Source organism: Uliginosibacterium silvisoli, assembly GCF_036017035.1.
GTDB classification, from domain to species: Bacteria; Pseudomonadota; Gammaproteobacteria; order Burkholderiales; family Rhodocyclaceae; genus Viridibacterium; species Viridibacterium silvisoli.
On record NZ_JAYXHS010000002.1, the window covers coordinates 318,230 to 342,843 of the forward strand.

The following is a 24,614-nucleotide window of genomic DNA, read 5'->3' on the forward strand; positions in this document are numbered from 1 at the left end:
GTGCGGCCTCCATGGCCGCACTGCGAATCATGCAAAACCTCCTCGATTTTGACGCTGCTGCACTGACTGAATGGTTCGCTGAACGAGGCGAGAAGCCTTTTCGCGCCCGCCAGGTGCTGCGCTGGATGCATCGTTTCGGGGAGTCAGATTTCGATGCCATGACCGACGTAGCGAAGAGCTTGCGTACCAAGCTCCAGGCGTCGGCATGTGTAGTCCCTCCCACGGTCGCGCGCGACACGCTGTCGACCGATGGCACGCGCAAGTGGCTGCTGGATGTAGGCAACGCCAACGCTGTGGAGACGGTGTTCATCCCCGAAACCACGCGCGGCACGCTCTGCGTTTCTTCGCAGGCCGGCTGCGCACTGGATTGCGCTTTTTGTTCGACCGGCAAGCAGGGCTTCAACCGCAACCTGAGTGCGGCCGAAATCATCGGCCAGTTGTGGTTGGCAAATCGTCTGCTCGGCGCAGAGCCGAATGGCGATCGCATCATCAGCAACGTCGTGATGATGGGCATGGGCGAGCCGCTCGCCAATTTCGACAATGTTGTGTCCGCCCTCAACCTGATGCTCGACGACAACGCTTACGGCTTGTCGCGTCGCCGGGTGACGGTATCCACCTCGGGCATCGTGCCCGCCATGGATCGCTTGCGCGATGCGTGTCCGGTGGCGCTGGCCGTGTCGCTGCATGCGCCCAACGATGCGCTGCGCGATGAGCTGGTGCCGATCAACAAGAAGTACCCCTTGAAAGAGCTGCTGGCCGCTTGCGAGCGTTATCTCGTCAAGGCACCGCGCGATTTCATCACCTTCGAATACGTGATGCTTGATGGTGTGAACGATCACGATGAGCACGCCCGGCAGCTTATCGACATCGCACGTCAGGTGTCCTGCAAGTACAACCTCATTCCGTTCAATCCTTTCCCGAATTCGGGCTTCGGACGTTCATCGGCTGCCCGGATCAAGCGCTTCAGCCAGATTCTCCAGGACGCAGGCATTGTCACCACAACGCGCAAGACGCGCGGTGATGACGTGGATGCTGCTTGTGGTCAACTGGCCGGGCAGGTGAAGGACAAGACCAAACGGACGCAACGACGCGTTGTGCCCATCAACGAGGTGAGTCGATGAATTTCATGCAACCCCTGTGTGTGCATGCAGCAATTGTTGTGACGTGTTTGCTGGCCGGATGCGCCTCGCTGCCCAGCCCGACGCCAGGCTATTCCGGGTCTGGCGCGACCGATCGCTCGTCGTCCGACATGCCGGCGACGACAGAGGCGCGCAACAAGGCCCGTGTGCATATCGAATTGGGCGCGGCCTACATGGAAGGCAATCTGGGCGCTGCGCTCGATGAGGCGCGTGTGGCCGTGGCCTATGACAAGACCTATGCGCCGGGCTATTTGCTGATGGGGCAGGTGTATGCCTTGCTCGAGCAATACGCACAGGCCCAGGACGCGTTTGAAGAGTCGCTGCGCCTGGCGCCCGGCGATCCCGAAGTGAACACCGCCTATGGCTGGTTCCTGTGCAATCGGGGCCGTCAGAAAGAGGGCGCGGCGCGTCTGGAGCAGGCTGCGCGCAATCCGTACTATCGCACGCCCGGGAGAGCATGGACCAACCTCGGACTGTGCAATTTGCAGCTCAGGGATGATGTTGCGGCCGAGGTGGCCTTCCTGCGCGCTGATCAGGCTGACCCGGACAACCTTCAAGCCAAGTATCACATCGCTGCCATCTCATACCGTAATGGCAATTTCTATCGGGCGCGCGAGTACATCAATGTCCTGAATCGCCAGCCGGGGACACAGACGGCTGAAACCATCTGGCTTGCGCTGCGTATTGAAAACAAGCTCGGCAACAGGGATGCGGTGCAGCGTTACGGCAATCAGCTGGCGCGGAACTACCCAGCTTCCAATGAAAATCAGGCCTATCAGCAAGGAAAGTTCGAGTGAGCGACGGTCAGCAATTTGAACCCCCGATTGAAGAGACTCCTTCCGCGCATGTGAATGCGTGGCAACTGCTGCGCGAGACGCGCGAAGCGCGTGGTTTGACGGTTGCCGAAGTGGCGCAGCACTTGAAGCTGACGCCGCGTCAGGTTGAAGCGATGGAAGCGGGTGATCTCGCGCATCTGCCCGGCCCCGCGTTTGCGCGGGGATTCGTGCGTAATTACGCGCGTTTCCTGCATCTTGATCCAGCGCATTTCAGTCAGGTTCTCGATGTTGTCAGGGAAGTGCCTCCGCCGATCAATACCTTGCCGCTGGGTCAAATGCCCGGGCCTGTGCGCTGGCGTTTTTCCGCTTTACCCGCACTGGGTATTGCGGCGGCTTTGTTGATGCTTGCCGTGGCCGGCTGGTATTACCGTTGGTTCGAGCCGCGCGACGAGCAATATCTGGCCGACATCATGAGCCAGTCAGGTGCTTTGGCTGAACAGTCGGTACCACTGGCGTCGGCACCGGTTGCCGCACCTGCCCAGTCCGAGCCCAGCGCACCGGCGGTGGAGGCTTCCGCCGCCGTGGCTGCACCGAGCGCGCCCGTCGCGGCGTCGGTGCCAGTAGCTGTTGTGCCCGCTTCGGCGCCGGTGGCATCGCCGGCTCTGCCGCCTGCGGCTGCTTCGGCCCCGCGTGCCGTTGCATCCAGTTCGGCGGCAAGCGCAGCAAGTAGCGCGGCGGCAGCATCGGTGGTTGCCATCCCCGCCGTGCCCGTTGTGCCCAAGGCTGCGTCTGCGCCATTGGCGCAATCAGCTGCACTGTCTGGTGCAGTGCCCAAGGGATCACACCGTCTGCATTTTGCTTTTGCCGCAGACGCCTGGGTTGAAGTGCGCGACGCCAACGGCAAAGTGATTTTTTCGCGTCTTAATCCGGCAGGTTCGGAGCAGGACGTGCAAGGCGAAGCGCCGCTGCAGGTCGTGATCGGCAATGCGCCGCAAGTGCGCCTGAGTGTCGATGGCAAGGCGCTGGATCTGGGCTCGCGCACCAGCTCCAATGTGGCACGCCTGAGCCTGCCTTGATCGATGAGCCCCGAATGTGGATTGTGAGTAGCAAGTGATGAGTACTAGTGCTTCCGCCCAGTCACGTCACGCGACGCGTCTGGTGCGTATTGGCAAGGTAGCAGTTGGCTCGGCAGCGCCCATCGTGGTGCAGTCCATGACCAATACCGATACGGCTGACCACATCGCGACGGCCATCCAGATTGCCCAGCTCGCGCGGGCGGGTTCGGAGCTGGTGCGTATCACCGTCAATAACGACGAATCTGCCAAGGCCGTGCCGAAGATTCATGAGCAGTTGCTCAAGATGAACGTCGACGTACCTCTGATTGGTGACTTTCATTACAACGGCCATACCTTGCTGCAGGACAACCCGGCCTGCGCAGAAGTGCTCGCGAAGTACCGCATCAATCCTGGCAATGTCGGCAAAGGAGCCAAGCGCGATACGCAATTTGCTGCGATCGTCGAGATGGCCTGCCGCTATGACAAACCGGTTCGCATTGGTGTGAATTGGGGCAGCCTTGATCAGGCTGTTCTGGCGCGCATGATGGATGAGAACGCCGGGCGCGCCGAGCCTTGGGACGCGGGTGCCGTCATGCGCGAAGCGCTGGTTGTGTCGGCGCTGGAGTCGGCGAAAGCTGCAGAAGACGTCGGCCTTGCAGGTGACCGCATCATCCTGTCGTGCAAGGTGTCGAGCGTACAGGACCTGATTGCGACGTATCGCGAACTGGCACGCCGATGCGAGTATCCCCTGCATCTTGGACTCACCGAGGCCGGCATGGGCAGCAAGGGCATCGTAGCTTCGACGGCTGCACTGTCCGTCCTGTTGCAGGAAGGTATTGGTGACACGATCCGTATTTCGCTGACGCCGGAACCAAACGGCAAGCGCACCGACGAAGTGATTGTGGCGCAGGAAATCCTGCAGACCATGGGTCTGCGCGCCTTCACGCCGATGGTGACGGCTTGCCCGGGTTGTGGTCGCACCACCAGCGTGTTCTTCCAGGAGCTCGCGCAATCCGTGCAGGAATACGTGCGCGACCAGATGCCGGTGTGGCGTGACCAGTACGACGGCGTCGAGAATCTCACGCTTGCCGTCATGGGCTGCATCGTCAACGGGCCGGGGGAAAGCAAGCACGCCAATATCGGCATTTCCTTGCCGGGAACCGGCGAGACGCCAGCGGCACCAGTGTTCATCGATGGTCAGAAAGCCATGACCCTGCGTGGCGACAATATCGCTGCAGAATTCCGCGACATTCTCGACAACTACGTCGCTACAAAATATCCGAAGAAAGGTCTCGCGGCTTAAGGCGCGGGCATTACAAGAAGAAAATGGCAACACAGAAGATTCAAGGCGTTCGTGGCATGAACGACCTGCTCCCGGATGAAGCGGAGCGTTGGGAAGCATTCGAAGAGATCGTGCGTGACTGGCTGAAGAGCTATGGCTATCGTCCGATCCGCACCCCCATTGTCGAGCCGACGGCTTTGTTCGTGCGTGGTGTCGGTGAGCACACGGATATCGTCGAGAAGGAGATGTACTCCTTCGAGGATCGCCTCAACGGCGAGCAACTGACTTTGCGTCCCGAGGGGACCGCGCCATGCGTGCGCGCGGTGACTGAACACAATATGTTGTTCGGTCAGGCGCAGCGCCTGTACTACAGCGGACCGATGTTCCGTCATGAGCGCCCGCAGAAAGGCCGTTACCGTCAGTTCCATCAATTCGGTGTCGAGGCGCTGGGTTTTGCCGGGCCGGATGTAGATGCGGAGCACATTGTCATGTGTGCGCGGCTGTGGGACGACCTCGGTCTCGAGGACGTGTCGCTGGAAATCAACTCGCTGGGCGATGCTGCCGAGCGTGCGACACATCGGGCCGAGTTGATTGCCTATTTGCAGAAGCACGAGGCTTCGCTCGACGAAGATGGCAAGCGCCGTTTGCTGACTAATCCGCTACGTGTGCTTGATACCAAGAATCCGGCGCTGCAAGGCATGGTCGATGGCGCGCCGAAACTGATGGATTTCCTCGGCGAGGAATCGCTCAAGCACTACGAGGGCGTGACTGCGTTGCTGCGTGAAGCTTGCGTGCCGCACAAGCTCAACACACGCCTGGTGCGAGGGCTGGACTATTACAACCGTACCGTGTTCGAATGGACGACCACGCGACTCGGCTCCCAGGCCACTATCTGTGCGGGCGGCCGTTACGACACCCTGATCGAAAGCCTGGGCGGCAAACCTGCGCCGGCCTGTGGCTTCGGCATGGGTATCGAACGCGTCATGCTGCTGTGGGCCGAAGGTATGGAAGAGGGGCCGCTGTCGCGGCCGGACGTGTACATCGTGCATCAGGGCGAAGCTGCCAGCCGCCTGGCTTTCCGCGTAGCGGAGGAGGTTCGCTCTGCAGGTGTTGCGGCGATCTACCACTGCGGCGGCGGCAATTTCAAATCGCAGATGAAGAAAGCCGATGCGAGCGGTGCGGCTTTCGCGATCGTTATCGGCGATGACGAGGTGGCCGCCGAGGCCGTGATGCTCAAGCCGTTGCGCGAGCAGGACGGGCAGCGCGTGGAGCAGCGCAAGGTGCCCCTGGCTGATCTGGCGCCGACCCTGGCGAATCAGCTTTACGGTATCGAAGACAACTAACAAGCCTGCCTGACAGGCGCACTGACAACCATTTGGAAAGAAAAGACATGGCCGTTTACGACCTCGAAGAACAAGAACAACTCTCCGCAATGAAGGCGTGGTGGGACAAGTACGGCAATGCCATCACTTGGGTTGCCATTGTGGCGGCTGGCGCACTGTTGGCCTGGGTCGCCTGGTCCGGCTATCAGCGCTCGCAGAATGACAAGGCTACCGCCCTGTATTCGGAGGTCTTCCTGGCCGCACAGGCGGGCGATACCGCCAAGCTGCAGCAGACGGCGAACCAGCTCACGACGGAATACCCGAGCCATCTTCAGGCCTCGCTGGGAGCGCTGTTGGCGGCCAAGGCAGACATAGACAAGAAGGACGAAAAGAGCGCGCGCGTCAAGCTCACCTGGGTGATTGAACACACCAAGGAAGCTACCGTGAAAGATCTGGCGCGCTTGCGTCTGGCGACATTGTTGCTCGATGAAAAGGCTTACGACGAAGCCCTCAAGCAACTGGAGAGCGGCGTGACGCAAGAGCTGGCCGCGCGCTTCGCCGAGATGCGCGGCGACGTGCTGGTCGAGCAGAACAAGCTTGATGCTGCAAAGCAGGCTTACAAACAGGCTCTGGAAAAATTCTCCGGCGCTGCGGACAACAACACCTTGAAGACTATCGTGCAGACCAAGCTGGATGCGCTGGGAGCCAATTGATATGCCCCGCATTTCCGTAAGTTTGGCCAGCGTGCGTCGCTTGCGATCCATTGCGCTGATGACGGCGCTGAGTGTGTCGCTCAGTGGCTGCTTCCTGTGGTCCGACTCGCCCGGCCCCAAGCCATCGCCTCTGCCGCCTTTGTCGGGTACGGCGAAGCTGCATTCGGACTGGCACAAGCGGACCGGTAAGCTTTCGCCTGCCGTGTTGCGTCCGGCCGTTGTCGGCATTTCTGTTTTCGCTGCTTCCGCCAATGGCGAGCTGGCGCGTTACGAAGCTGGTCGTGAGTTGTGGAGCGTACGTGCAGCGAAAGCCTTGTCGGGTGGCGTAGCGGCAAATGGCAAGCTGGTCGTTGTGTCGAGTGCAGCGGGTGAGTTGCTGGCCTTCGATCCGGAGCAGGGCAAGCAGTTGTGGCGTGTTCAGTTGAATGGCGAAGTCGCAGGGCTGCCTTTGATCGCCGACGACATCGTTGTGGCCCGCGTAGGCGACAACCAGGTGTTGGCCTTCAATGCGGCGGATGGCACGCAGCGCTGGATTTACCAACGTACGCAATCTGCGCTGACCTTGCGCGCGCATGCTGGCTTCGGTCGCATCGGGGATTCCGTGCTGGCCGGCTTTTCCGGTGGCAAGCTGGTCTTGCTATCGCAAGGCGGGGGCTTCCCGCGCTGGGAAGCGACCGTGGCGGTGTCGCGCGGTTCGAATGAGCTCGAGCGCATGACCGACCTGGTTGGCGAGCCGCTCGTGCGCAGCGACGCAATCTGCGTATCGGCCTATCAGGCGCGCGTGGCATGCGTCGATGCGGCCAGGGGCGCGGTGCGCTGGTCGCGTGATATCGCTTCCGGCGTGGGGGCCGATGCGGACTCCAACAATCTTTATGTGACCGACACGACCGGTGCAATCCACGCGCTCGATCTCAAGAGCGGGGCTACCGTCTGGAAGCAGGACAAGCTGGCCTGGCGAGGTGTTGGTCGTCCGCTGGTGGTGGGTGACTACCTTGCCGTGGCTGATAGCCTCGGTTGGGTGCATCTGCTTGACCGCAAGGAAGGCGGCTTCAAGGGTCGTCTCGACGTCGATAGTTCCGGTATCGAGGCGCCGATGTCCTTGCTCGGCAAAGGCATTGTCCTGCAGGCGCGTGACGGCACCGTTCATCAGTTAAGCATTACCGAAGCAAGCAAGTGAAACCTACCCTCGTTCTTGTTGGGCGTCCCAACGTCGGCAAATCCACTCTCTTCAACCGCCTCACGCGAACGCGTGATGCGCTGGTTGCCGACATGCCGGGCCTCACACGCGATCGCCACTATGGCATCGGTCGGGGGGGCAACAAACCTTATCTGGTCGTTGATACCGGCGGTTTCGAACCGACTGCTCGCGAAGGCATCGTCGCCGAAATGGCGCGTCAAGCGGAGTCCGCGATTGCAGAGGCGGATGCGCTGTTGTTCATCGTCGATGGCCGCGTCGGCCTGACGCCGCACGACAAACAGATTGCTGACCGGTTGCGTCGTTCTGGTCGTCCGATCTTCCTGGCGGTCAATAAGGGCGAGGGTGCCAATCGCGCCATGCTTGCCGCTGAGTTCCATGAGTTGGCGTGTGGCGAGCCCTACGTGATCTCTTCGGCTCACGGCGATGGTGTCACCGCGCTCCTGAACCTGGTGCTCGATACTTTCCCGGACGCCAAGGAAGACGAAGACGACACGCGCGGCCCCAAGGTCGCCATCGTCGGGCGCCCCAATGTCGGCAAGTCCACCCTGATAAATGCCTTGTTGGGGGAAGATCGCGTTATTGCGTTCGACATGCCGGGCACTACGCGTGACGCGATTGCCGTGCCTTTCGAGCGGAACGGCCGCGAATACACACTGATTGATACTGCGGGTTTGCGCCGTCGCGGCAAAGTCTTCGAGGCCATCGAGAAGTTCTCGGTGATCAAGACCTTGCAGGCCGTGGAGCAGGCCAATGTAGTCGTCCTCGTGCTTGATGCAAGCCAGGACATTTCCGATCAGGATGCGCACATCGGCGGCTTCGCTCTGGAAACGGGCCGCGCACTCGTGGTGGCCATCAACAAGTGGGATGATGTGGATGAGTACCGTCGCGAGCGCGTCAAGGTGGACATCCAGCGCAAGCTGCAATTCCTGAGCTTTGCGCGCTTCCACTACATCTCTGCGCTGCATGTGCAGGGAATTGGCGGGCTGCTCAAGTCGGTTGATGGTGCGTATGCTGCCGCCATGTCCAAGCTGCCGACGCCGAAACTTACCCGTGTCCTGCTGGCGGCATTGGCCAAACAACAGCCGCCGCGCCATGGTGTGTTCCGGCCGAAGATGCGTTACGCCCACCAGGGCGGTCAGAATCCGCCCATCGTCATTGTTCACGGCAATGCCCTCGAGCACGTGCCGGACTCTTACAAGCGCTTCCTGGAACATTCCTTCATGGAGGCGTTCCAATTGCAGGGCACGCCAATGCGCGTCGAGTTCCGCTCGACGAACAATCCATTCGCAAAAGGCGAATAAGCTGGCCGATCGTGGGTGAGGTCGGCACTTCGGGGTAGTTTTCCGCTGCAAGAGTGATGGATTTGCTTACAGTCCTGTAAGGATTTGCAAGGAACTCCATCACGATGCAAAGTGCGTTATGCTGGCGGTGCACCATAAAGTGTGGCGTTGCCACAATCTCCTTTCACAAATAAAAAGACGAGGGCCAATATGAGTAACAAAGGCCAATTGCTCCAAGATCCGTTCCTTAATATTTTGCGCAAGGAACACGTGCCGGTTTCCATTTACCTGGTTAACGGCATCAAGCTGCAGGGACACATCGAGTCCTTTGACCAGTATGTCGTCCTGCTGAAGAACACCGTTACCCAGATGGTTTACAAGCACGCGATCTCCACCGTCGTGCCCGCCCGCCCGGTATCCATTCCGCATGATGCGCCGGATGCCAAGGAGTAAATGACGGTTGCGTCGCGCGGTGTTGCCATTTCACGCCGGTGCGTTGCACGGACGAAAGTCGGGTGGCGCACTTGCCGGCGTGTTGACCTTGCCAGTCGAGCACCCGTTGCCGCGTTGAACTGGAGCAGCATGTCTGAACTGAAAGGCGGGCGCCATGTTTGATCGCCCGGCGACTGGGAATCGTGCCGTGTTGGTGCAGGTCGATTTCGGTAAGGCCAGTATGGCGGACCGCATTGCCGAGCTGAGTCTGCTGGCAGGATCGGCTGGAGCGGAAACGGTTGCGTTGATCCAGTGCAAGCGACAGTCGCCTGACGCAGCCTTGTTCGTCGGCAAAGGTAAGGCGGAAGAGATTGCCGAGGCGGCGCGCGAATCAAGCGCCGACGTCGTCATCTTCAATCACGAACTGGCCCCTGGCCAGCAACGCAATCTCGAGCGCGTTTTGCAGCGCCGCGTGGTTGATCGCAATTCCCTGATCCTCGATATTTTCGCGCTGCGCGCGAAAAGTCACGAGGGCAAGTTGCAGGTCGAGTTGGCGCAGTTGCAGCACCTGGCTACGCGCCTGGTGCGCGGCTGGACTCACCTTGAGCGCCAGAAGGGCGGCATTGGTCTGCGTGGTCCCGGTGAAACACAGTTGGAAACCGACCGGCGCTTGCTCGGCAATCGCGTTGCCCTGCTCAAGCAACGCCTCCGGGATCTCGAAAAGCAGCGGCGTGTGCGCGGCCGGGCGCGCGAGCGTCAGGAAATGCCGGTCGTTGCCTTGGTGGGTTACACCAATGCGGGCAAATCAACGCTGTTCAACGCCATCACCAAGGCGGGCGCGTATGCGGCCGATCAGTTGTTTGCGACCCTCGACACCACCCTGCGCCGCGTCTATCTCAAGGATGCCGAACGCAGCCTGATCGTGTCCGACACCGTAGGCTTCATTCGAGATCTGCCGCACTCCGTTGTCGCTGCTTTTCACGCCACGCTGGAAGAAACCGCGAACGCGGATTTGTTACTTCATGTGGTGGACGCATCTTCTCCGGAACGCGAAGCGCAAATTCAGGTCGTAGATCGCGTGCTTGAAGAAATTGGCGCGGGTGCGGTGCCGCGAATCCTCGTGTGGAACAAGATCGATGCAACGGCTGGTGTGCCGGGAGTCGAGCGGGACGCGTGTGGTAATATTCAACGCGTATTATTGAGTGCCCGCACGGGTGATGGACTGCTTGCCTTGCGTGCGGCCTTGGCCGAAATGATTTTCCATGTTCCGGTACTCGTATCTGATAGCCAATCTGGGGCTGTGGCTCAATCTGCCGTGGATTCCAGCCACGGCGATGTGCAAGAACCATCCGATCATTTCAGTGAAACCCTGAGCGAGTCCAAGTGATTACAGCAATCTTCATGTCTTTGAACGACCCCCGTTGGGGCGGTGACAAGCAGGGCGATGACAAGCGCGGCGGCGGCGAGTCCGGCCCTCCCGATCTTGAAGAAATCTGGCGCGATCTCAATCGCAAACTGTCTGGTGCGTTTGGTCGCAAGACAGGTGGCAGCGGCAATGGCGGTGGCTCCGACGGTGGCGGTGCGCCAAGCGCAGGTGCTATTGGTGGCGGCGTTGCACTGCTGGTTGGCATTGTCTTCGTGCTCTGGATGCTCACCGGTTTTTACACAGTCGATGCCAGCGAGAAGGGCGTCGTGTTGCGCTTCGGCAAGTTCAAGGAAATCACGAGCGAAGGTCTGCAGTGGCGTCTGCCTTATCCGTTTGAGTCGCACGAGATCGTGAATGTCACGCAAGTGCGTACGGTCGAAGTGGGTTATCGCGGCAACGAGCGCGCCAAGGATCTGCGCGAGGCGTTGATGCTCACTGATGATGAAAACATCATCAATATCCAGTTTGCCGCGCAGTACACGCTCAATGATGCGCGGGCTTATCTTTTCAATAATCGTGATCCCGAGGCTTCAGTCAAACAGGCTGCGGAAACCGCGATGCGCGAGATCGTCGGCAAGAGCAAGATGGATTACGTCTTGTATGAAGGTCGTGAAGACGTTGCCAAGAAAGCGCAGCTGTTGATGCAGAAGATTCTGGATCGTTACGACACCGGCATCCAGATCAGCAAGGTGACCTTGCAGAATGCGCAGCCGCCTGAGCAGGTGCAGGATGCGTTTAACGATGCAGTCAAAGCTGGCCAGAACCGCGAGCAGCTCAAGAATGAAGGTCAGGCATACGCCAACGATGTGATTCCGAAAGCACGTGGTACGGCCGCTCGCTTGCTGGAAGAGGCGACAGGTTATTCTGGCCGTGTTGCTGCCCAGGCAGAAGGCGATGCAAGCCGCTTCAAGCAGGTTTACGCGGAGTATTCAAAGGCGCCTGAAGTGACCCGTACGCGTATGTATCTGGACACCATGCAGCAGATTTACAGCAATACTTCCAAGGTGCTTGTCGACGCGAAGGGCAACGGTAATCTGCTCTATCTCCCACTCGACAAGCTGATGCAGGCGGCAGGAGCTGCGCCCGATGCTCCGCAGATTGCACCAAAGACGAATGTCCCAAGTCCGGATGCGCCGGCGCATTCAGATGCAAACGACAGTCGTGCGCGCGATCCGCGTGCTCGTGACAGGGGAGATCGATAATGAACACGCGTTTGCCCCTGATTGCAGGTCTCCTGCTCTTTGTCGTGGTCGTCGCTTCGATGTCGCTCTTTACGGTGGATCAACGCCAGTTTGCGCTGGTCTTCCAGCTGGGTGAAATCAAGCGTGTCGTGACCGAGCCTGGTATCAAGCTGAAATGGCCGATGATCCAGAACGTGCGCTATTTCGATCGCCGTACGCTGACCCTGGATACGCCGGAGCCCGAGCTTTTTCAGACTTCGGAAAAGAAGAATGTGCTGGTCGATCTCTTTGTCAAATGGCGCATTGCCGATGCGGAGCTCTACTACAAGTCCTTCAATGCTGACGAGGCCAAGGCGGCCAATCGTCTGGAGCAAACGGTCACATCCGGTCTGCGTGAAGAGTTTGGCAAACGTACGGTTCACGAGGTCGTGTCCGGAGAGCGCGCGCAGATCATGGAAGACATGCGTCGCAAGGCTGAGGATGATGCCAAGAAATACGGCATGGAAATCATCGACGTGCGCGTCAAGCGCGTTGATCTGCCGGCTGAGGTCAGTGACTCGGTGTATCGCCGCATGGAGGCCGAGCGCAAGCGCGTGGCCAATGAATTGCGTTCGACCGGTGGCGCTGAAGCCGAAAAGATCAAGGCTGATGCTGAGCGACAACGTGAGGTGATTGTTGCCGAAGCGTATCGCGACGCACAGCGCATCAAGGGCGAGGGTGATGCCAAGGCTTCTGCGATCTACGCTGAGGCTTTCGGCAAGAATCCTGAGTTCTATCGTTTCTATCGCAGTCTCGACGCTTACCGCCAGAGCTTCCGTAACAAGAGCGATGTGCTGGTGGTTGATCCGAGCTCCGACTTCTTCAGATATCTGAAGGGCAGCGGGCGCGACAGCAAGTAATTCCAGCTAACGCAACCGGTGATCGGGCCTGGATGGCCGTCACCGGTTGTTGCCTGTGCGCTCGTCTTATGCGGATGCGGCGTATTTGGGCTCGTCTTGGCACCGCAGACAATTTATAATCAGGATCGGCATGCTTCGGTATTTCCTCTCCGCCCTGGCCCTGATGCTGGTGCTTGAAGGCCTCTTTCCGTTCATTGCGCCGGCAGTCTGGCGCGAGACATTCCAGCGCCTGACGCGTCTGGCTGACGGGCAGGTGCGCTTTATCGGGTTGACCTCCATCGTCGTCGGCCTTGTGCTGTTTGTCCTGTTTTACTGATTTTCCAACGATTTCACATCATGGCTTTGCCACGCTGGGCCCTGCCCGAATACTTTGAAGACGTCCTGCCCGTAGCGGCGCAGCGCATGGAGCGCCTGCGTCGCCGCTTGCTCGACGATTTCCGCCTGCATGGTTACCAGCTTGTCATACCGCCCAGCGTCGAGTTTCTGGATGCGCTGGTCTCCGGCACCGGGCAAGACATGGATGAGAGCACCTACAAGCTGGTCGACCGTATTTCGGGTCGCACGCTGGGGCTGCGCGCAGACATGACGCCCCAGGTGACGCGTATCGATGCGCACTTGCTGAATCGTCAGGGTGTGACACGTCTGAGCTATTGCGGTGCTGTGGTGCGCACCATGCCGCGTACGACGACATCGAGTCGTGAGCCGATCCAGATTGGCGCCGAAATCTATGGTCATGAAGGGATCGAGGCGGATGTCGAAATCGTGCGCCTGCTGGCGCGCAGCCTGACGCTGGCGGGTGCGAAGACTTTGCGGATTGATCTTGGCCATATGGGCCTGTTCCGCGCGCTGACGGCACATGCAGGGCTGGATGCCGAGGCGGAGGAAGCTCTATACGGCATTTTGCAGAACAAGGATGTGCCGGCGCTGCGCGAGTTCGTCGCCGGGCGTCCGCAGATCGTTGCCGACTCGCTGCTGCCTTTGCCTGGTTTGTACGGCGGGCCGGACGTGCTCGTGCGGGCGATGTCAGAGTTGCCTGATGTGCCGGGTGTGCGCTCAGCGATCAGTGAGTTGCTGCATCTGGTCAAGCATCTCGGGAATTTGCCTTTGTCATTTGATCTGGCAGATCTGCGCGGCTATCACTATCACACGGGTGTCGTGTTCGCGGCGTATAGCGGTACTTCTCCGGCAGCGGTTGCGCTGGGCGGACGCTATAACGAAGTGGGCAAGGCTTTCGGACGCGCGCGGCCCGCCACGGGGTTCAGCATGGATCTGCGTGATCTCGTCGCCCTCGATGGTGAAGTCGAGCAGTCCAGTGGTGCGGTACTCGCCCCTGCGGAAGGCGATGAGTCGCTGGCTGCGGCGATCGAAGTGCAGCGCGCAGCGGGTGAAATCGTAATGCTTGAATTGCCGGGTCACCAAGGTGCCTGGCGTGAGGCCGGTTGCGACCGGCAACTGGTTTTGCGGGACGGTGCATGGCGCGTCGTTCCTTTGGAGGAATAGAAGGTATGGCCAAGAATGTAGTCGTCGTCGGCACCCAATGGGGTGACGAAGGCAAAGGCAAGATCGTCGATTGGCTGACCAATCACGCTCAGGGTGTGGTGCGCTTTCAGGGCGGCCACAATGCGGGCCACACGCTGGTCATTGGCGAGAAGGAGTACAAGCTCAACCTCGTGCCATCCGGCATCGTGCGCGAAGGCGTGCAGTGCTATATCGGCAATGGCGTGGTGCTGGATATCCATCACCTGCTGTCCGAAATCGCGGTGCTGGAAAAAGACGGCATCGACGTGCGTTCGCGCCTGAAGGTGAGCCCGGGCTGTCCGCTGATCCTGCCGTACCACTCGGCGCTGGACAAGGCACGCGAGGCGAAGAAGAGCGCGGAAGACAAGATCGGCACGACAGGCAAGGGCATTGGCCCAGCCTATGCCGACAAGGTCGCACGTCGTGCGCTGCGCGTGTATGACTTGTTCTACCCGGAGCGTTTCGCCGAGAAACTGCGCGAAGTGCTGGATTACCACAACTTCGTGCTGACCCAGTACCTCGGAGCCGAGCCGGTGGCGTTTCAGCCTGTTTATGATCAGGCCATGAAGGATGCCGAGCAGATCCGTCCGCTGGTGGTGGACGTGTCGGCCGAGATCTACGATGCGCACAAGGCTGGACAGAACCTGCTGTTCGAAGGCGCGCAAGGTACGCTGCTGGATATAGACCACGGTACCTATCCATTCGTGACGTCGAGTAATTGCGTGTCGGGCCAGGCGGCAGCCGGTTCGGGCGTTGGTCCGGGCATGCTGCACTACGTGCTGGGCATTACGAAGGCATATTGCACGCGCGTCGGTGGAGGCCCATTCCCGAGCGAGCTGGATATCGAAACGCCAGCCTGCCCTGGCTATCAGATGTCGACCGTGGGTCGCGAATTCGGTACGGTGACAGGGCGCAAGCGTCGTTGCGGCTGGTTCGACGCAGCAGCGCTGCGTCGCTCGGCACGCATCAACGGTTTGACGGGTTTGTGCATCACCAAGCTCGACGTGCTCGATGGTCTGGAAGAGCTGAAGATCTGCACGGGCTACAAGTTGGGCGACAAGGTCGTCGATCTCTTGCCGGTCGGTGCGGATGACGTGGCCGCTTGCGTGCCGATTTACGAGAGCATGCCGGGTTGGTCGGAGACGACTTATGGCGTGAAGCGCTGGGAAGATCTGCCCGCTGCAGCGCAGGCCTATCTGAACCGTCTGGAAGTGTTGTGCGAAGTGCCGATCGATATCGTATCGACCGGACCGGAGCGTGACGAGACGATCCTGAAAAGGCACCCCTTCGCGGTGTAAGTAGTCGAGACAAAGGGCCGACGCAGCATGTCGGCCTTTTGTTTTCAAACTGCAGGCGGCGCATTTGCCTGCAGTGTGTAGTACAAGGATTGAAAATGTATCGGTAAGCCGGGCTGCATGAATGCAGCGGGCAATAAAAAAGCCGGTTCCGAAGAACCGGCTTGATTACCGAATTTGGTGCCCAGGAGAGGACTCGAACCTCCACACCTTGCGGCACTAGTACCTGAAACTAGCGCGTCTACCAATTTCGCCACCTGGGCAAGAGGCGTGCATTTTAAAGCAAGAATTAAATGAGTCAAGAGAAAAAGAACATTAAACCCAAAACAATCAGTAAAAAAGTTCGCGCACCCCGTGTCTCGCGTGTGCGACAAGCCGATCCCTTCTTCGAACGTGAGAAGGAAAAGTACGAAAATCCCTTGCCCTCACGTGAATACGTGTTGCAGATACTCGCCGACACGGCTCGCCCGATGACTGGTGAGGAGCTGATCGCGCAGCTCGACATCAAGCCGGAAGAGATTGATCACTTCGCGCGCCGCATCTTCGCCATGGAGCGTGAAGGTCAGCTGATGCGCAACCGCGCTGGCGACTACATCATTCCCAACAAGGCCGATCTCGTTAAAGGCCGGGTCGAGGGCCACGCCGATGGTTTCGGCTTCCTCGTGCCGGACGATGGCTCCGACGACATGTTCCTTGGCCCGCGCGCGATGCGCGAGGTCATGCACGGCGACAAGATCCTCGTGCGCGCCATGGGCGTCGATCAGCGCGGTCGTCGCGAAGCCAAAGTCATCGAAGTACTCGAGCGTGCCAACACGCAGGTGATCGGTCGCGTGATGGTGGAGCAGGGCGTGGTCTTCATCCAGCCCGAGAATCGCCGCATCAGCAATCAGATCCTGCTGGCCTCGGATACGACGCGCACGCCGCCGGCTGCCGGCCAGATCGTCACCGTGATGATCACGCAGCAGCCGTCTGCCCATTCGCAGGCCATCGGCCGCATCGTGCAGACGCTGGGCAACTATGCCGACCCCGGCATGGAAATCGAGATTGCATTGCGCAAGCACGATCTACCTTTCGAGTTCTCGGCGGAAGGTCAGGCCGAGGCAAAGAAGCTGCCGGACGCGGTGCGCAAGAAGGACTGGACGCCCGGTCGCGAAGACATCCGCCATCTGCCGCTGGTGACCATCGACGGCGAAACGGCGCGCGACTTCGACGACGCCGTGTATTGCGAGAAGCAGGGCAAGGGTTATCGCCTGATCGTGGCGATTGCCGACGTGAGCCATTACGTGACGCCGGGCTCTGCGCTGGACGCAGATGCCTTGCGCCGTGGCACCTCGGTCTACTTCCCGCGTCGCGTGATCCCGATGCTGCCGGAGAAGCTCTCCAACGGTCTGTGCTCGCTCAACCCGCAGGTAGAGCGCCTGTGCATGGTCTGCGACATGGACATCGGGCCGCTCGGTGTCATCAAGAAGTATCGCTTCTACCCTGCTGTCATGTACTCGCATGCGCGCCTGACCTACAACAAGGTTGCTGCTGCGCTGTACGAGAAGGACACGGCGCTGCGCAACGAGCTGGTTGATCTGCTACCACATCTGGGCCATCTCGATGAGTTGTTCCGCGTGCTGCTGAAGGCACGTGCCAAGCGCGGCGCGATAGACTTCGAAACGGTCGAAACGAAGATGGTCTTCGACGACAACGGCAAGATAGAACGCATCGTGCCCGAGCATCGTAACGACGCACACCGTCTCATCGAGGAGTGCATGCTGGCCGCGAACGTCTGCGCGTCAAACTACCTGCAGGAAAGCGGACAGGCATCGCTGTACCGCATTCACGAAGGCCCGACCGAAGAAAAGCTTGGCCGCTTGCGCGAGTTCCTCGGCGAATTCGGCATCACGCTGGCGGGCGGTGAGAAACCAAAGGCTGGCGATTTCGCCAAGGTCGTGGCGCAGATCAAGGAGCGCCCTGATGCGCAGCTGATCCAGACGGTGATGTTGCGTTCGTTGCAGCAGGCCGTGTATAGCCCGGACAACGTTGGCCACTTCGGCCTGGCCTACGATGCCTACACGCACTTCACGTCACCGATTCGCCGCTACCCCGACCTGCTCGTGCATCGCGCGATCAAGGCCGTGCTGAGCAAGAAGCCCTATGTGCCGAATGCGGGCCCTGTCGAGTTGCTGATGGATACGCGCCGCAAGCGCGGCAAGCCGGGCCGCGATGGCAAGCCGGCGCGTGGTAATGCACGCGACAAGCAGCAGCGCGAGGTCGTGGAAACGCCACCGGTGCCGGAGAAGGCGAAGAAGACCGGCATCTGGGAAGAGATCGGCGTGCATTGCTCGCAGACCGAGCGTCGCGCGGATGAGGCCAGCCGCGATGTCGAAACCTGGCTGAAGTGTTTCTACATGCAGGATCGCATAGGCGAGGAGTATGAAGGCAGCATTACGTCCGTGACGTCCTTCGGTATCTTCGTGACGCTGGATGACCTCTTCGTCGAAGGTCTTGTACACATCTCCGAACTCGGCAAGGATTACTTCCATCATGACGAAGCACGTCATGAGCTGCTGGGCGAGCGCACGGGTGAGCGCTATCGGCTGTCCGACCGGGTGCGTGTGCAAGTCGTGCGCGTGGATCTTGAGACGCGCAAGATCGATTTCAAGTTGCTTGAAGGTGTTGAGCGTGAAACGACACGCACCGGCAAGACAGAGCGTGACCGCGCCAAGGCGAAGCCAGAGGTGGCCGTGCCGGCAGCTGAGCCCGCTCCAGCTGGCAAGCAGAAACAGAAGCCGGTGCGCGAGCACGCCAAACCGAAGCGCTTGCTTCCGCCGCCCGAGGCGGAGCTTGTGCGCCCGAGCCGTAGTGCGTCGACTTTGCCAGCACGCCCGGCCATTCTTGATGACGATGATGATGGCGTCGTGAGCTGGCGCAAGCTGGCGGGTCTGCCGGATCGCAAGGGCCCGCATGCAATTGCCGCGGAAGTCGTTGGTAAACGCGAGCCGCGCGGAAGCTCGGCGGGGGCAAAGAGCAGGTCTGCGCCACCGCCAGGCAGGAGCGAATCACACTCAGATTCGCGTTCGAGCGGCAAGACGCCGACAAGCAAGAGCGCGCCGAAACCCAAGGCCAAGCCAAAGGCAAAACCCAAGGCTCCAGCCAAGGTGCTCGCCAAGGCTACTGCAGCGCAGCCCAAGGTGACGCCTGCGGCACCACGGACGGCTTCGACGGTGAAAACGACCGCACGCAAGCCCGTTGCTTCGAAGGGAGGCCGCCGTGGCTGATGACATCAAGAGCGGACGCTTCGTGCACGGCTTCCACGCGGTGGCGGCCAAGCTACGCCATGACGCAGACAGTGTGCTGGAAATCTTCATCGCGGCAGGCCGTCACGATGCGCGCGCGCGCGATCTGGTCGAACGTGCCGAGACGGCCAATGTGCGAATCATCCCGACGGATGCGCAGCGCCTCGACGGCATGGCCGGCACGCATCGCCATCAGGGAGTTGTGGCGCGTGTCAGTGCCCAGCGCAAGGAAGTGCGCCTGGACGACGTGCTCGATACGCTGACCGAAAACGCCCTGTTGTTGGTGCTCGATGGCGTGCAGGATCCGCACAATCTTGGCGCCTGCCTGCGCGTTGCCGATGCAGCGGGTGCGCATGCCGTGATCGCCCCGAAGGATCGTGCCGTCGGCCTCAATGCCACGGCCATCAAGGTCGCCAGCGGTGCGGCTGATACCGTGCCCTATGTCTCCGTCACAAATCTGGCGCGGAGCTTGCGTGAGATGCAGGAGGCTGGTGTGTGGTGTGTGGGGGCGGCCGGTGAGTCCGAGAAATCGCTCTACCAGATCGATCAGAAAGTACCCTTGGCTTGGGTGCTGGGCGCGGAGGGCGACGGTTTGCGTCGCCTGACGCGCGAGACCTGCGACGAGCTGGCGCAGATCCCGATGCTCGGTTCGGTGGAGAGTCTCAACGTGTCGGTAGCCTCCGGCATCTGCCTGTTCGAAGCGCGGCGACAACGTAGCGGAGCCTGATCGATGTGAGCCTGTTCTTCGGGGCAGGCCTCCTGTCGGTGTGGTGATTGGCGCGTAGCCTTGCGCGCTTTGCAGCCAATCACTTGAGCATGACAGGGGAGGTTCACATGAGTCCGCAACAGGTTTCACTCGTCCAGGCGTCCTGGCAAAAAGTCGTTCCCATCGCTGATACGGCGGCCGGTTTGTTTTACGGTCGCCTGTTCGAGCTCGACCCCGAGCTGAAGCATCTCTTCAAGAGCGATATCTCCGAACAGGGGCGCAAGCTCATGGCGATGATCAGCACCGTCGTGGCCAAGCTTGATTCACTCGGTGACATCGTGCCGGCCGTGCAGGACTTGGGGCGTCGTCACGTTGCCTACGGCGTGGAAGCCCAGCACTACGACACGGTGGGCGCGGCCTTGCTGTGGACGCTGGAGAAGGGCCTTGGCGATGCTTTCACGCCGGAAGTGAAGGAGGCCTGGACCGTTGCCTACACGACGCTCGCGGGCGCCATGAAAGAAGCTGCGGCCGAAGCGATCTGAGAAAACCATGCGCAAGCATGCTGCGCTGCCGGAAGGCGCGCTCGCCGTGATAGAATTCGCCGTGGCGGGTCTCCCCGCATTGCAGTGTGGGAATCTGGTCAGGTCCGGAAGGAAGCAGCCATAACCGCGTCCTGCAAGTGCCGGGGGTCAGGCTCGCCACCCCGAACAAGTGAAAAGGCGCATCCATTGGATGCGCCTTTTTCTTTGGCTCTGCGCGATTTACTTCAGATCGAAGCGGTCGAGGTTCATGACCTTGCCCCAGGCTGCAGCGAAGTCCTTCACGAAGCGTTCTTTCGCGTCTTCCTGCGCATACACCTCGGCCAATGCACGCAGCTGCGAGTTGGAGCCGAACACGAGGTCGACGCGCGTTGCCGTCCATTTCGCTTGTCCGGTGCTGCGATCCAGGCCTTCGAAAGTCTGTGCTGCGTCCGATGTCGGCTTCCACACCGTGCCGATATCGAGCAGGTTCACGAAGTAATCGGTCGACAGCGTGCCCGGGTTCCTGGTGAAGACGCCGTGCTTGCCGTCCACCGTTGCGCCAAGGGCCCGCAGGCCGCCGATGAGGACGGTCATCTCGGGTGCCGTCAGCGTCAGCAGCTGGGCCTTGTCGAGCAGCAGTTTCTCGGTCGGCACACCGTAATCCGCTTTGAGGTAGTTGCGGAAGCCATCGGCGAGCGGCTCGAGTACGTCGAAGGAAGCAACGTCGGTTTGCTCCTGTGACGCGTCCGTGCGGCCGGGCGCGAATGCGACGTCGATGGCATAGCCAGCGGCCTTGGCGGCTTGTTCGATGGCTGCCGTGCCTGCGAGAACGATGAGGTCGGCAAGCGATACCTTCTTGCCGCTGGCTTGCGCACCGTTGAATTCGCTCTGGATGCCTTCAAGCGTACGCAACACCTTCGCGAGTTTGCCTGGCTGATTACCTTCCCATTCCTTCTGTGGCGCCAGACGGATGCGTGCGCCATTGGCGCCACCGCGCTTGTCCGAGCCACGGAAGGTCGAGGCAGAGGCCCAGGCCGTCGATACGAGGTCGGCGAGCGGTACGCCAGCCGCCAGCACCTTGGCTTTCAGCGCGGCGATGTCCTGGGCGTCTACCAGCGGATGATTGAGCGCCGGTACGGGGTCTTGCCAGATCAGGTCTTCAGCCGGCACTTCGGGGCCGAGGTAGCGTACCTTGGGGCCCATGTCGCGATGGGTCAGCTTGAACCAGGCGCGCGCGAAAGCGTCGGCAAAGGCGGCCGGATTCTCGTGGAAGCGGCGCGAGATTTTCTCGTAGGCCGGGTCCATGCGCAGCGAAAGGTCGGCCGTGGTCATCATCGGCGCGTGCTTCTTCGACGGATCGTGCGCGTCGGGAATCATATGTTCGGGCTTCACGTTCTTGGCGACCCACTGGTGTGCGCCAGCGGGGCTCTTCGTGAGTTCCCATTCGTAGCCGAACAGGGTGTCGAAGTAGCCGTTATCCCACGTGGTGGGGTTGGGCTTCCAGGCGCCTTCTATGCCACTGGTGGTGGTGTGCACGCCCTTGCCGGTCTCGAAAGCGTTGGTCCAGCCGAGGCCCATCTCTTCGATCGCCGCAGCCTCCGGTTCGCGACCAACGTGCTTGGGATCGCCTGCGCCGTGGGCCTTGCCGAAAGTGTGCCCACCGGCGACCAGTGCCACGGTTTCTTCATCGTTCATGGCCATGCGTGCGAAGGTTTCGCGCACGTCGCGGCCGGAGGCGACCGGGTCGGGATTGCCGTCCGGGCCTTCCGGGTTCACGTAGATCAGGCCCATCTGCACGGCGGCCAGCGGGTTGGTGAGTTCGCGCTCGCCGGAGTAGCGGCTATTCGGCTTGTCGCTGGTTGCCAGCCATTCGGCTTCGGCGCCCCAATTGACGTCTTCTTCCGGCGCCCAAATGTCCGCACGGCCGCCGCCGAAGCCGAAGGTCTTGAAGCCCATGGATTCCAGCGCGACGTTGCCGGCGAGGATCATGAGGTCGGCCCACGAAAGCTTGTTGCCGTATTTTTGCTTGATCGGCCACAGCAGGCGACGCGCTTTGTCGAGGTTGCCGTTGTCGGGCCAGCTATTGAGCGGGGCGAAGCGCTGGTTGCCCTTGCCTGCGCCGCCGCGACCGTCTGCCGTGCGGTACGTACCGGCGCTGTGCCAGGCCATGCGGATCATCAGGCCGCCGTAGTGCCCCCAGTCCGCCGGCCACCAATCCTGCGAGTTGGTCATCAGCGCAGCGAGGTCCTTCTTCACTGCGGCAAGGTCCAGTTTCTTGAACTCCTCCGCGTAGTTGAAGCTCTGGGGCAGAGGGCTGGTTTCGGGGCCGTGCTGGTGCAGCACGCTCAGGTCTAGCTTGTTGGGCCACCAGTCCCGGTTCGCGCGGGTACTGGGGGCCGGCTTGCCGGCATGGAAAGGACACTTGCTTTCGCTGGACATGATTTGCTCCTTGGTTCTCGATGTCAGTACGGGGAAAAGCTGAATTTCAGAGCGTGTTTGTTACGTGGTTCGACATGACAGGCGCGACGCCATCATTTGATTCCTGGCGTTTCTCTGGATGCGAGGAGGTCACGCACTATTCGATTTGTTTCTGGAGCCACTGTCTGGATCTCGCATCCATTCTTTGCGACAGATCAACTCTAGGTGGCCCATCCGCATCTGGCCAATCGAATGATCCGACTGGCCCGATAGTCTGTGGCAATCGAGAAAGGAGAATGACTGTGGATGCGATGCATCCTGCGGCGTCCTTCAGGTCGCAGTCCGGCAAGGTGGCGAACCGCCATCCGGGCTACAATCGCGGCCATGAGTTACCAAGTCCTTGCCCGCAAGTGGCGGCCCAAAAGCTTTGAAACCCTGGTTGGTCAAGAACATGTGGTACGGGCCCTGGGGCACGCGCTGCAGACGGGCCGTCTGCATCATGCCTACCTGTTTACTGGCACGCGGGGTGTTGGCAAGACGACCATCTCGCGCATCCTGGCCAAAAGCCTCAACTGCGAAACCGGGGTGACGGCGACGCCGTGTGGTGTCTGTACGGCCTGTACCGAGATCGATGCCGGCCGTTTTGTCGATTACATCGAGATGGATGCGGCCTCGAATCGCGGCGTGGACGACATGGCGGCGCTGCTCGAGAAGGCCGCCTATGCACCGGCGCGTGGCCGCTACAAGGTCTACATGATCGACGAAGTGCACATGCTCACCGGGCATGCCTTCAACGCCATGCTCAAGACGCTGGAAGAGCCGCCAGCGCACATGAAATTCATCCTGGCGACGACCGATCCGCAGAAAATTCCGGTCACCGTGTTGTCGCGTTGCCTGCAGTTCAACCTCAAGCAGATGCCGGTGACGCACATCGTCGATCACCTGTCGCGCGTGCTCGGCGAAGAAGGCGTGCCCTTCGAGCCGGGCGCGCTGCGCCATATCGCCAAGGGGGCGAACGGGTCGATGCGCGATGCGCTGTCGCTGCTCGATCAGGCCATTGCGCACGGGGCAGGCAAGGTCGAGGAAGAGCAGGTCATCGACATGCTTGGCACCGTGGGTGAGGACCATCTCTATGCCCTGCTCGATGCACTGGCTGCGCAGGACATCGACGCCATGCTGGCTGCAGCCGACACGATGGAAGCGCGCGCCCTGTCATTCGATGACGCATTGCAGACCTTCGCCAGCCTGCTGCATCGCATTGCCTTGTTGCAGTTCGCGCCACAGGCTTTTGGCGACGTGATCGAGCGCGAGCGCCTGAGTGGGTATGCCAGACAGTTTTCAGCCGAATTCCTGCAATTGGCTTACCAGATCGTCGTGCATGGCCGCGACGAGTTGCCGCTGGCGCCGGACGAGCACACGGGTTTCTCGATGACGCTGTTGCGTCTGCATGCTTTCCGGCCCGACGCGGCGGGAGCAGGCAGCGGGGCCATGTCCAGTGGATCCAGCGGAGCAGGGGGCGGAAATGCGCGGCCCATGCCAGCTGGTGCAACGCCGGGCGCAAGCGCGCAGGGTATGCCCTCGCTGAAGCCCGCCATGCCCAGCCTCAAGCCACAGCTGCAGGCGAGTGCTCCGAGCCCCGCCGTCAGCGCGCCGGCGATGCCCGCACAGTCTGCGGCCGAGCCTCCGCTTGCCAAACCGTATGTCGACAGTCGGCCGGAAGCCGTGTCGATGCCGGCAGCCTTGCCTGAAGGGATACCTGACTGGCATGAGCTGATCGGCGCCATGCAGCTTGGTGGCCTGGTGCGCGAACTGGCGCAGAACTGCGCGCTGATCGAGGTGGCCGGCGGGGCGATCAAGCTGCGTCTGGCGCCTACGCACAAGCATTTGTTGGCCATGCCAGGTACGCAAGCCAAATTGCAGGAAGCGCTTGCCAAGCACTTTGGTGGCGGCGTGCGCCTGAACGTGGAGATCGGCGAGCCGGGGACGCAGACGCCCGCACAGCGCAATGCCGAGACGCAGAGACAACGTCATTCCGATGCGGTGGCGGCGCTGGAGTCCGATCCCTTCGTGCAGGAGGTGATCGAGCGCTTCGATGCCACGCTGATCGAGACTTCGGTACGACCGCTATAAACCGTTGTTGATTCTTTTCTGATTTCTTTTACTTTCACC

20 protein-coding genes, 1 tRNA gene and 1 other RNA gene are annotated in these 24,614 nt (G+C 60.7%); 20 read left to right on the forward strand and 2 right to left on the reverse strand.

Going from position 1 to position 24,614, the window contains the following annotated elements:
• Nucleotides 1–29: 29 nt before the first annotated feature.
• From rlmN to VVD49_RS11125, 15 genes are all read left to right on the forward strand, one after another.
• Nucleotides 30–1,121, forward strand: a complete 1,092-nt coding sequence (gene rlmN, locus VVD49_RS11055; protein WP_327599237.1) for a dual-specificity RNA methyltransferase RlmN — start codon at nucleotides 30–32, stop codon at nucleotides 1,119–1,121.
• Complete coding sequence (gene pilW, locus VVD49_RS11060) at nucleotides 1,118–1,936, forward strand: type IV pilus biogenesis/stability protein PilW (RefSeq protein ID WP_327599238.1); 819 nt, start codon at nucleotides 1,118–1,120, stop codon at nucleotides 1,934–1,936. Before rlmN ends, pilW begins: the two co-directional genes overlap by 4 nt.
• Nucleotides 1,933–2,991 (forward strand): helix-turn-helix domain-containing protein, encoded by a 1,059-nt coding sequence (locus VVD49_RS11065; RefSeq protein WP_327599239.1) that lies wholly within the window; start codon nucleotides 1,933–1,935, stop codon nucleotides 2,989–2,991. Before pilW ends, VVD49_RS11065 begins: the two co-directional genes overlap by 4 nt.
• Nucleotides 2,992–3,028: 37 nt before the next feature.
• A complete protein-coding gene (gene ispG / locus VVD49_RS11070; protein WP_327599240.1) occupies nucleotides 3,029–4,273 on the forward strand; it encodes a flavodoxin-dependent (E)-4-hydroxy-3-methylbut-2-enyl-diphosphate synthase in 1,245 nt (414 codons plus the stop codon).
• A 56-nt stretch (nucleotides 4,274–4,329) separates the two neighbouring features.
• Nucleotides 4,330–5,595: a histidine--tRNA ligase gene (hisS, locus tag VVD49_RS11075; protein WP_327599241.1), complete on the forward strand. Its 1,266-nt coding sequence runs from the start codon at nucleotides 4,330–4,332 to the stop codon at nucleotides 5,593–5,595.
• A gap of 47 nt (nucleotides 5,596–5,642) precedes the next feature.
• Nucleotides 5,643–6,287, forward strand: a complete 645-nt coding sequence (locus VVD49_RS11080) for a YfgM family protein (protein WP_327599242.1) — start codon at nucleotides 5,643–5,645, stop codon at nucleotides 6,285–6,287.
• A gap of 1 nt (nucleotide 6,288) precedes the next feature.
• Nucleotides 6,289–7,464 carry an outer membrane protein assembly factor BamB gene (gene bamB / locus VVD49_RS11085; RefSeq protein ID WP_327599243.1) on the forward strand — a complete coding sequence of 392 codons (1,176 nt, stop codon included), beginning with the start codon at nucleotides 6,289–6,291 and terminating at the stop codon, nucleotides 7,462–7,464.
• Nucleotides 7,461–8,786 (forward strand): ribosome biogenesis GTPase Der, encoded by a 1,326-nt coding sequence (der, locus tag VVD49_RS11090; protein WP_327599244.1) that lies wholly within the window; start codon nucleotides 7,461–7,463, stop codon nucleotides 8,784–8,786. The genes bamB and der overlap by 4 nt, the downstream gene beginning before the upstream one ends.
• 189 nt (nucleotides 8,787–8,975) lie before the next feature.
• Nucleotides 8,976–9,218 carry an RNA chaperone Hfq gene (gene hfq / locus VVD49_RS11095; protein WP_327599245.1) on the forward strand — a complete coding sequence of 81 codons (243 nt, stop codon included), beginning with the start codon at nucleotides 8,976–8,978 and terminating at the stop codon, nucleotides 9,216–9,218.
• A gap of 154 nt (nucleotides 9,219–9,372) precedes the next feature.
• Nucleotides 9,373–10,584 carry a GTPase HflX gene (hflX, locus tag VVD49_RS11100; RefSeq protein WP_327599246.1) on the forward strand — a complete coding sequence of 404 codons (1,212 nt, stop codon included), beginning with the start codon at nucleotides 9,373–9,375 and terminating at the stop codon, nucleotides 10,582–10,584.
• A 14-nt stretch (nucleotides 10,585–10,598) separates the two neighbouring features.
• Nucleotides 10,599–11,825, forward strand: a complete 1,227-nt coding sequence (hflK, locus tag VVD49_RS11105; RefSeq protein WP_327599247.1) for an FtsH protease activity modulator HflK — start codon at nucleotides 10,599–10,601, stop codon at nucleotides 11,823–11,825.
• On the forward strand, nucleotides 11,825–12,703 hold the full coding sequence (hflC, locus tag VVD49_RS11110) for a protease modulator HflC (protein ID WP_327599248.1): 879 nt from the start codon (nucleotides 11,825–11,827) through the stop codon (nucleotides 12,701–12,703). Before hflK ends, hflC begins: the two co-directional genes overlap by 1 nt.
• A gap of 130 nt (nucleotides 12,704–12,833) precedes the next feature.
• Entirely contained in the window at nucleotides 12,834–13,019 is a 186-nt protein-coding gene (locus VVD49_RS11115; protein ID WP_327599249.1) for a DUF2065 domain-containing protein, read from the forward strand.
• A gap of 20 nt (nucleotides 13,020–13,039) precedes the next feature.
• Entirely contained in the window at nucleotides 13,040–14,203 is a 1,164-nt protein-coding gene (locus VVD49_RS11120) for an ATP phosphoribosyltransferase regulatory subunit (protein ID WP_327599250.1), read from the forward strand.
• Between the two features lie 5 nt (nucleotides 14,204–14,208).
• A complete protein-coding gene (locus VVD49_RS11125) occupies nucleotides 14,209–15,519 on the forward strand; it encodes an adenylosuccinate synthase (RefSeq protein WP_327599251.1) in 1,311 nt (436 codons plus the stop codon).
• A gap of 175 nt (nucleotides 15,520–15,694) precedes the next feature.
• Here VVD49_RS11125 and VVD49_RS11130 read toward each other — a convergent pair.
• Nucleotides 15,695–15,779, reverse strand: a tRNA-Leu gene (locus VVD49_RS11130).
• A 30-nt stretch (nucleotides 15,780–15,809) separates the two neighbouring features.
• Between VVD49_RS11130 and rnr the strand changes: the two genes are divergently transcribed.
• From rnr to ffs, 4 genes are all read left to right on the forward strand, one after another.
• On the forward strand, nucleotides 15,810–18,782 hold the full coding sequence (rnr, locus tag VVD49_RS11135; RefSeq protein WP_327599252.1) for a ribonuclease R: 2,973 nt from the start codon (nucleotides 15,810–15,812) through the stop codon (nucleotides 18,780–18,782).
• Nucleotides 18,775–19,527: a 23S rRNA (guanosine(2251)-2'-O)-methyltransferase RlmB gene (gene rlmB, locus VVD49_RS11140; protein WP_327599253.1), complete on the forward strand. Its 753-nt coding sequence runs from the start codon at nucleotides 18,775–18,777 to the stop codon at nucleotides 19,525–19,527. The genes rnr and rlmB overlap by 8 nt, the downstream gene beginning before the upstream one ends.
• 107 nt (nucleotides 19,528–19,634) lie before the next feature.
• Nucleotides 19,635–20,048, forward strand: a complete 414-nt coding sequence (locus tag VVD49_RS11145; RefSeq protein ID WP_327599254.1) for a globin family protein — start codon at nucleotides 19,635–19,637, stop codon at nucleotides 20,046–20,048.
• Between the two features lie 63 nt (nucleotides 20,049–20,111).
• Nucleotides 20,112–20,209, forward strand: an RNA gene (gene ffs / locus VVD49_RS11150) — signal recognition particle sRNA small type.
• A gap of 58 nt (nucleotides 20,210–20,267) precedes the next feature.
• Here ffs and katG read toward each other — a convergent pair.
• The gene (katG, locus tag VVD49_RS11155; protein ID WP_327599255.1) at nucleotides 20,268–22,466 is read right to left on the reverse strand and encodes a catalase/peroxidase HPI; all 2,199 of its coding nucleotides are present in this window, start codon (nucleotides 22,464–22,466) and stop codon (nucleotides 20,268–20,270) included.
• Between the two features lie 363 nt (nucleotides 22,467–22,829).
• Here katG and dnaX point away from each other — a divergent pair, with 363 nt between their 5' ends.
• Nucleotides 22,830–24,575 (forward strand): DNA polymerase III subunit gamma/tau, encoded by a 1,746-nt coding sequence (gene dnaX, locus VVD49_RS11160; protein ID WP_327599256.1) that lies wholly within the window; start codon nucleotides 22,830–22,832, stop codon nucleotides 24,573–24,575.
• The last annotated feature ends 39 nt before the right edge of the window (nucleotides 24,576–24,614 follow it).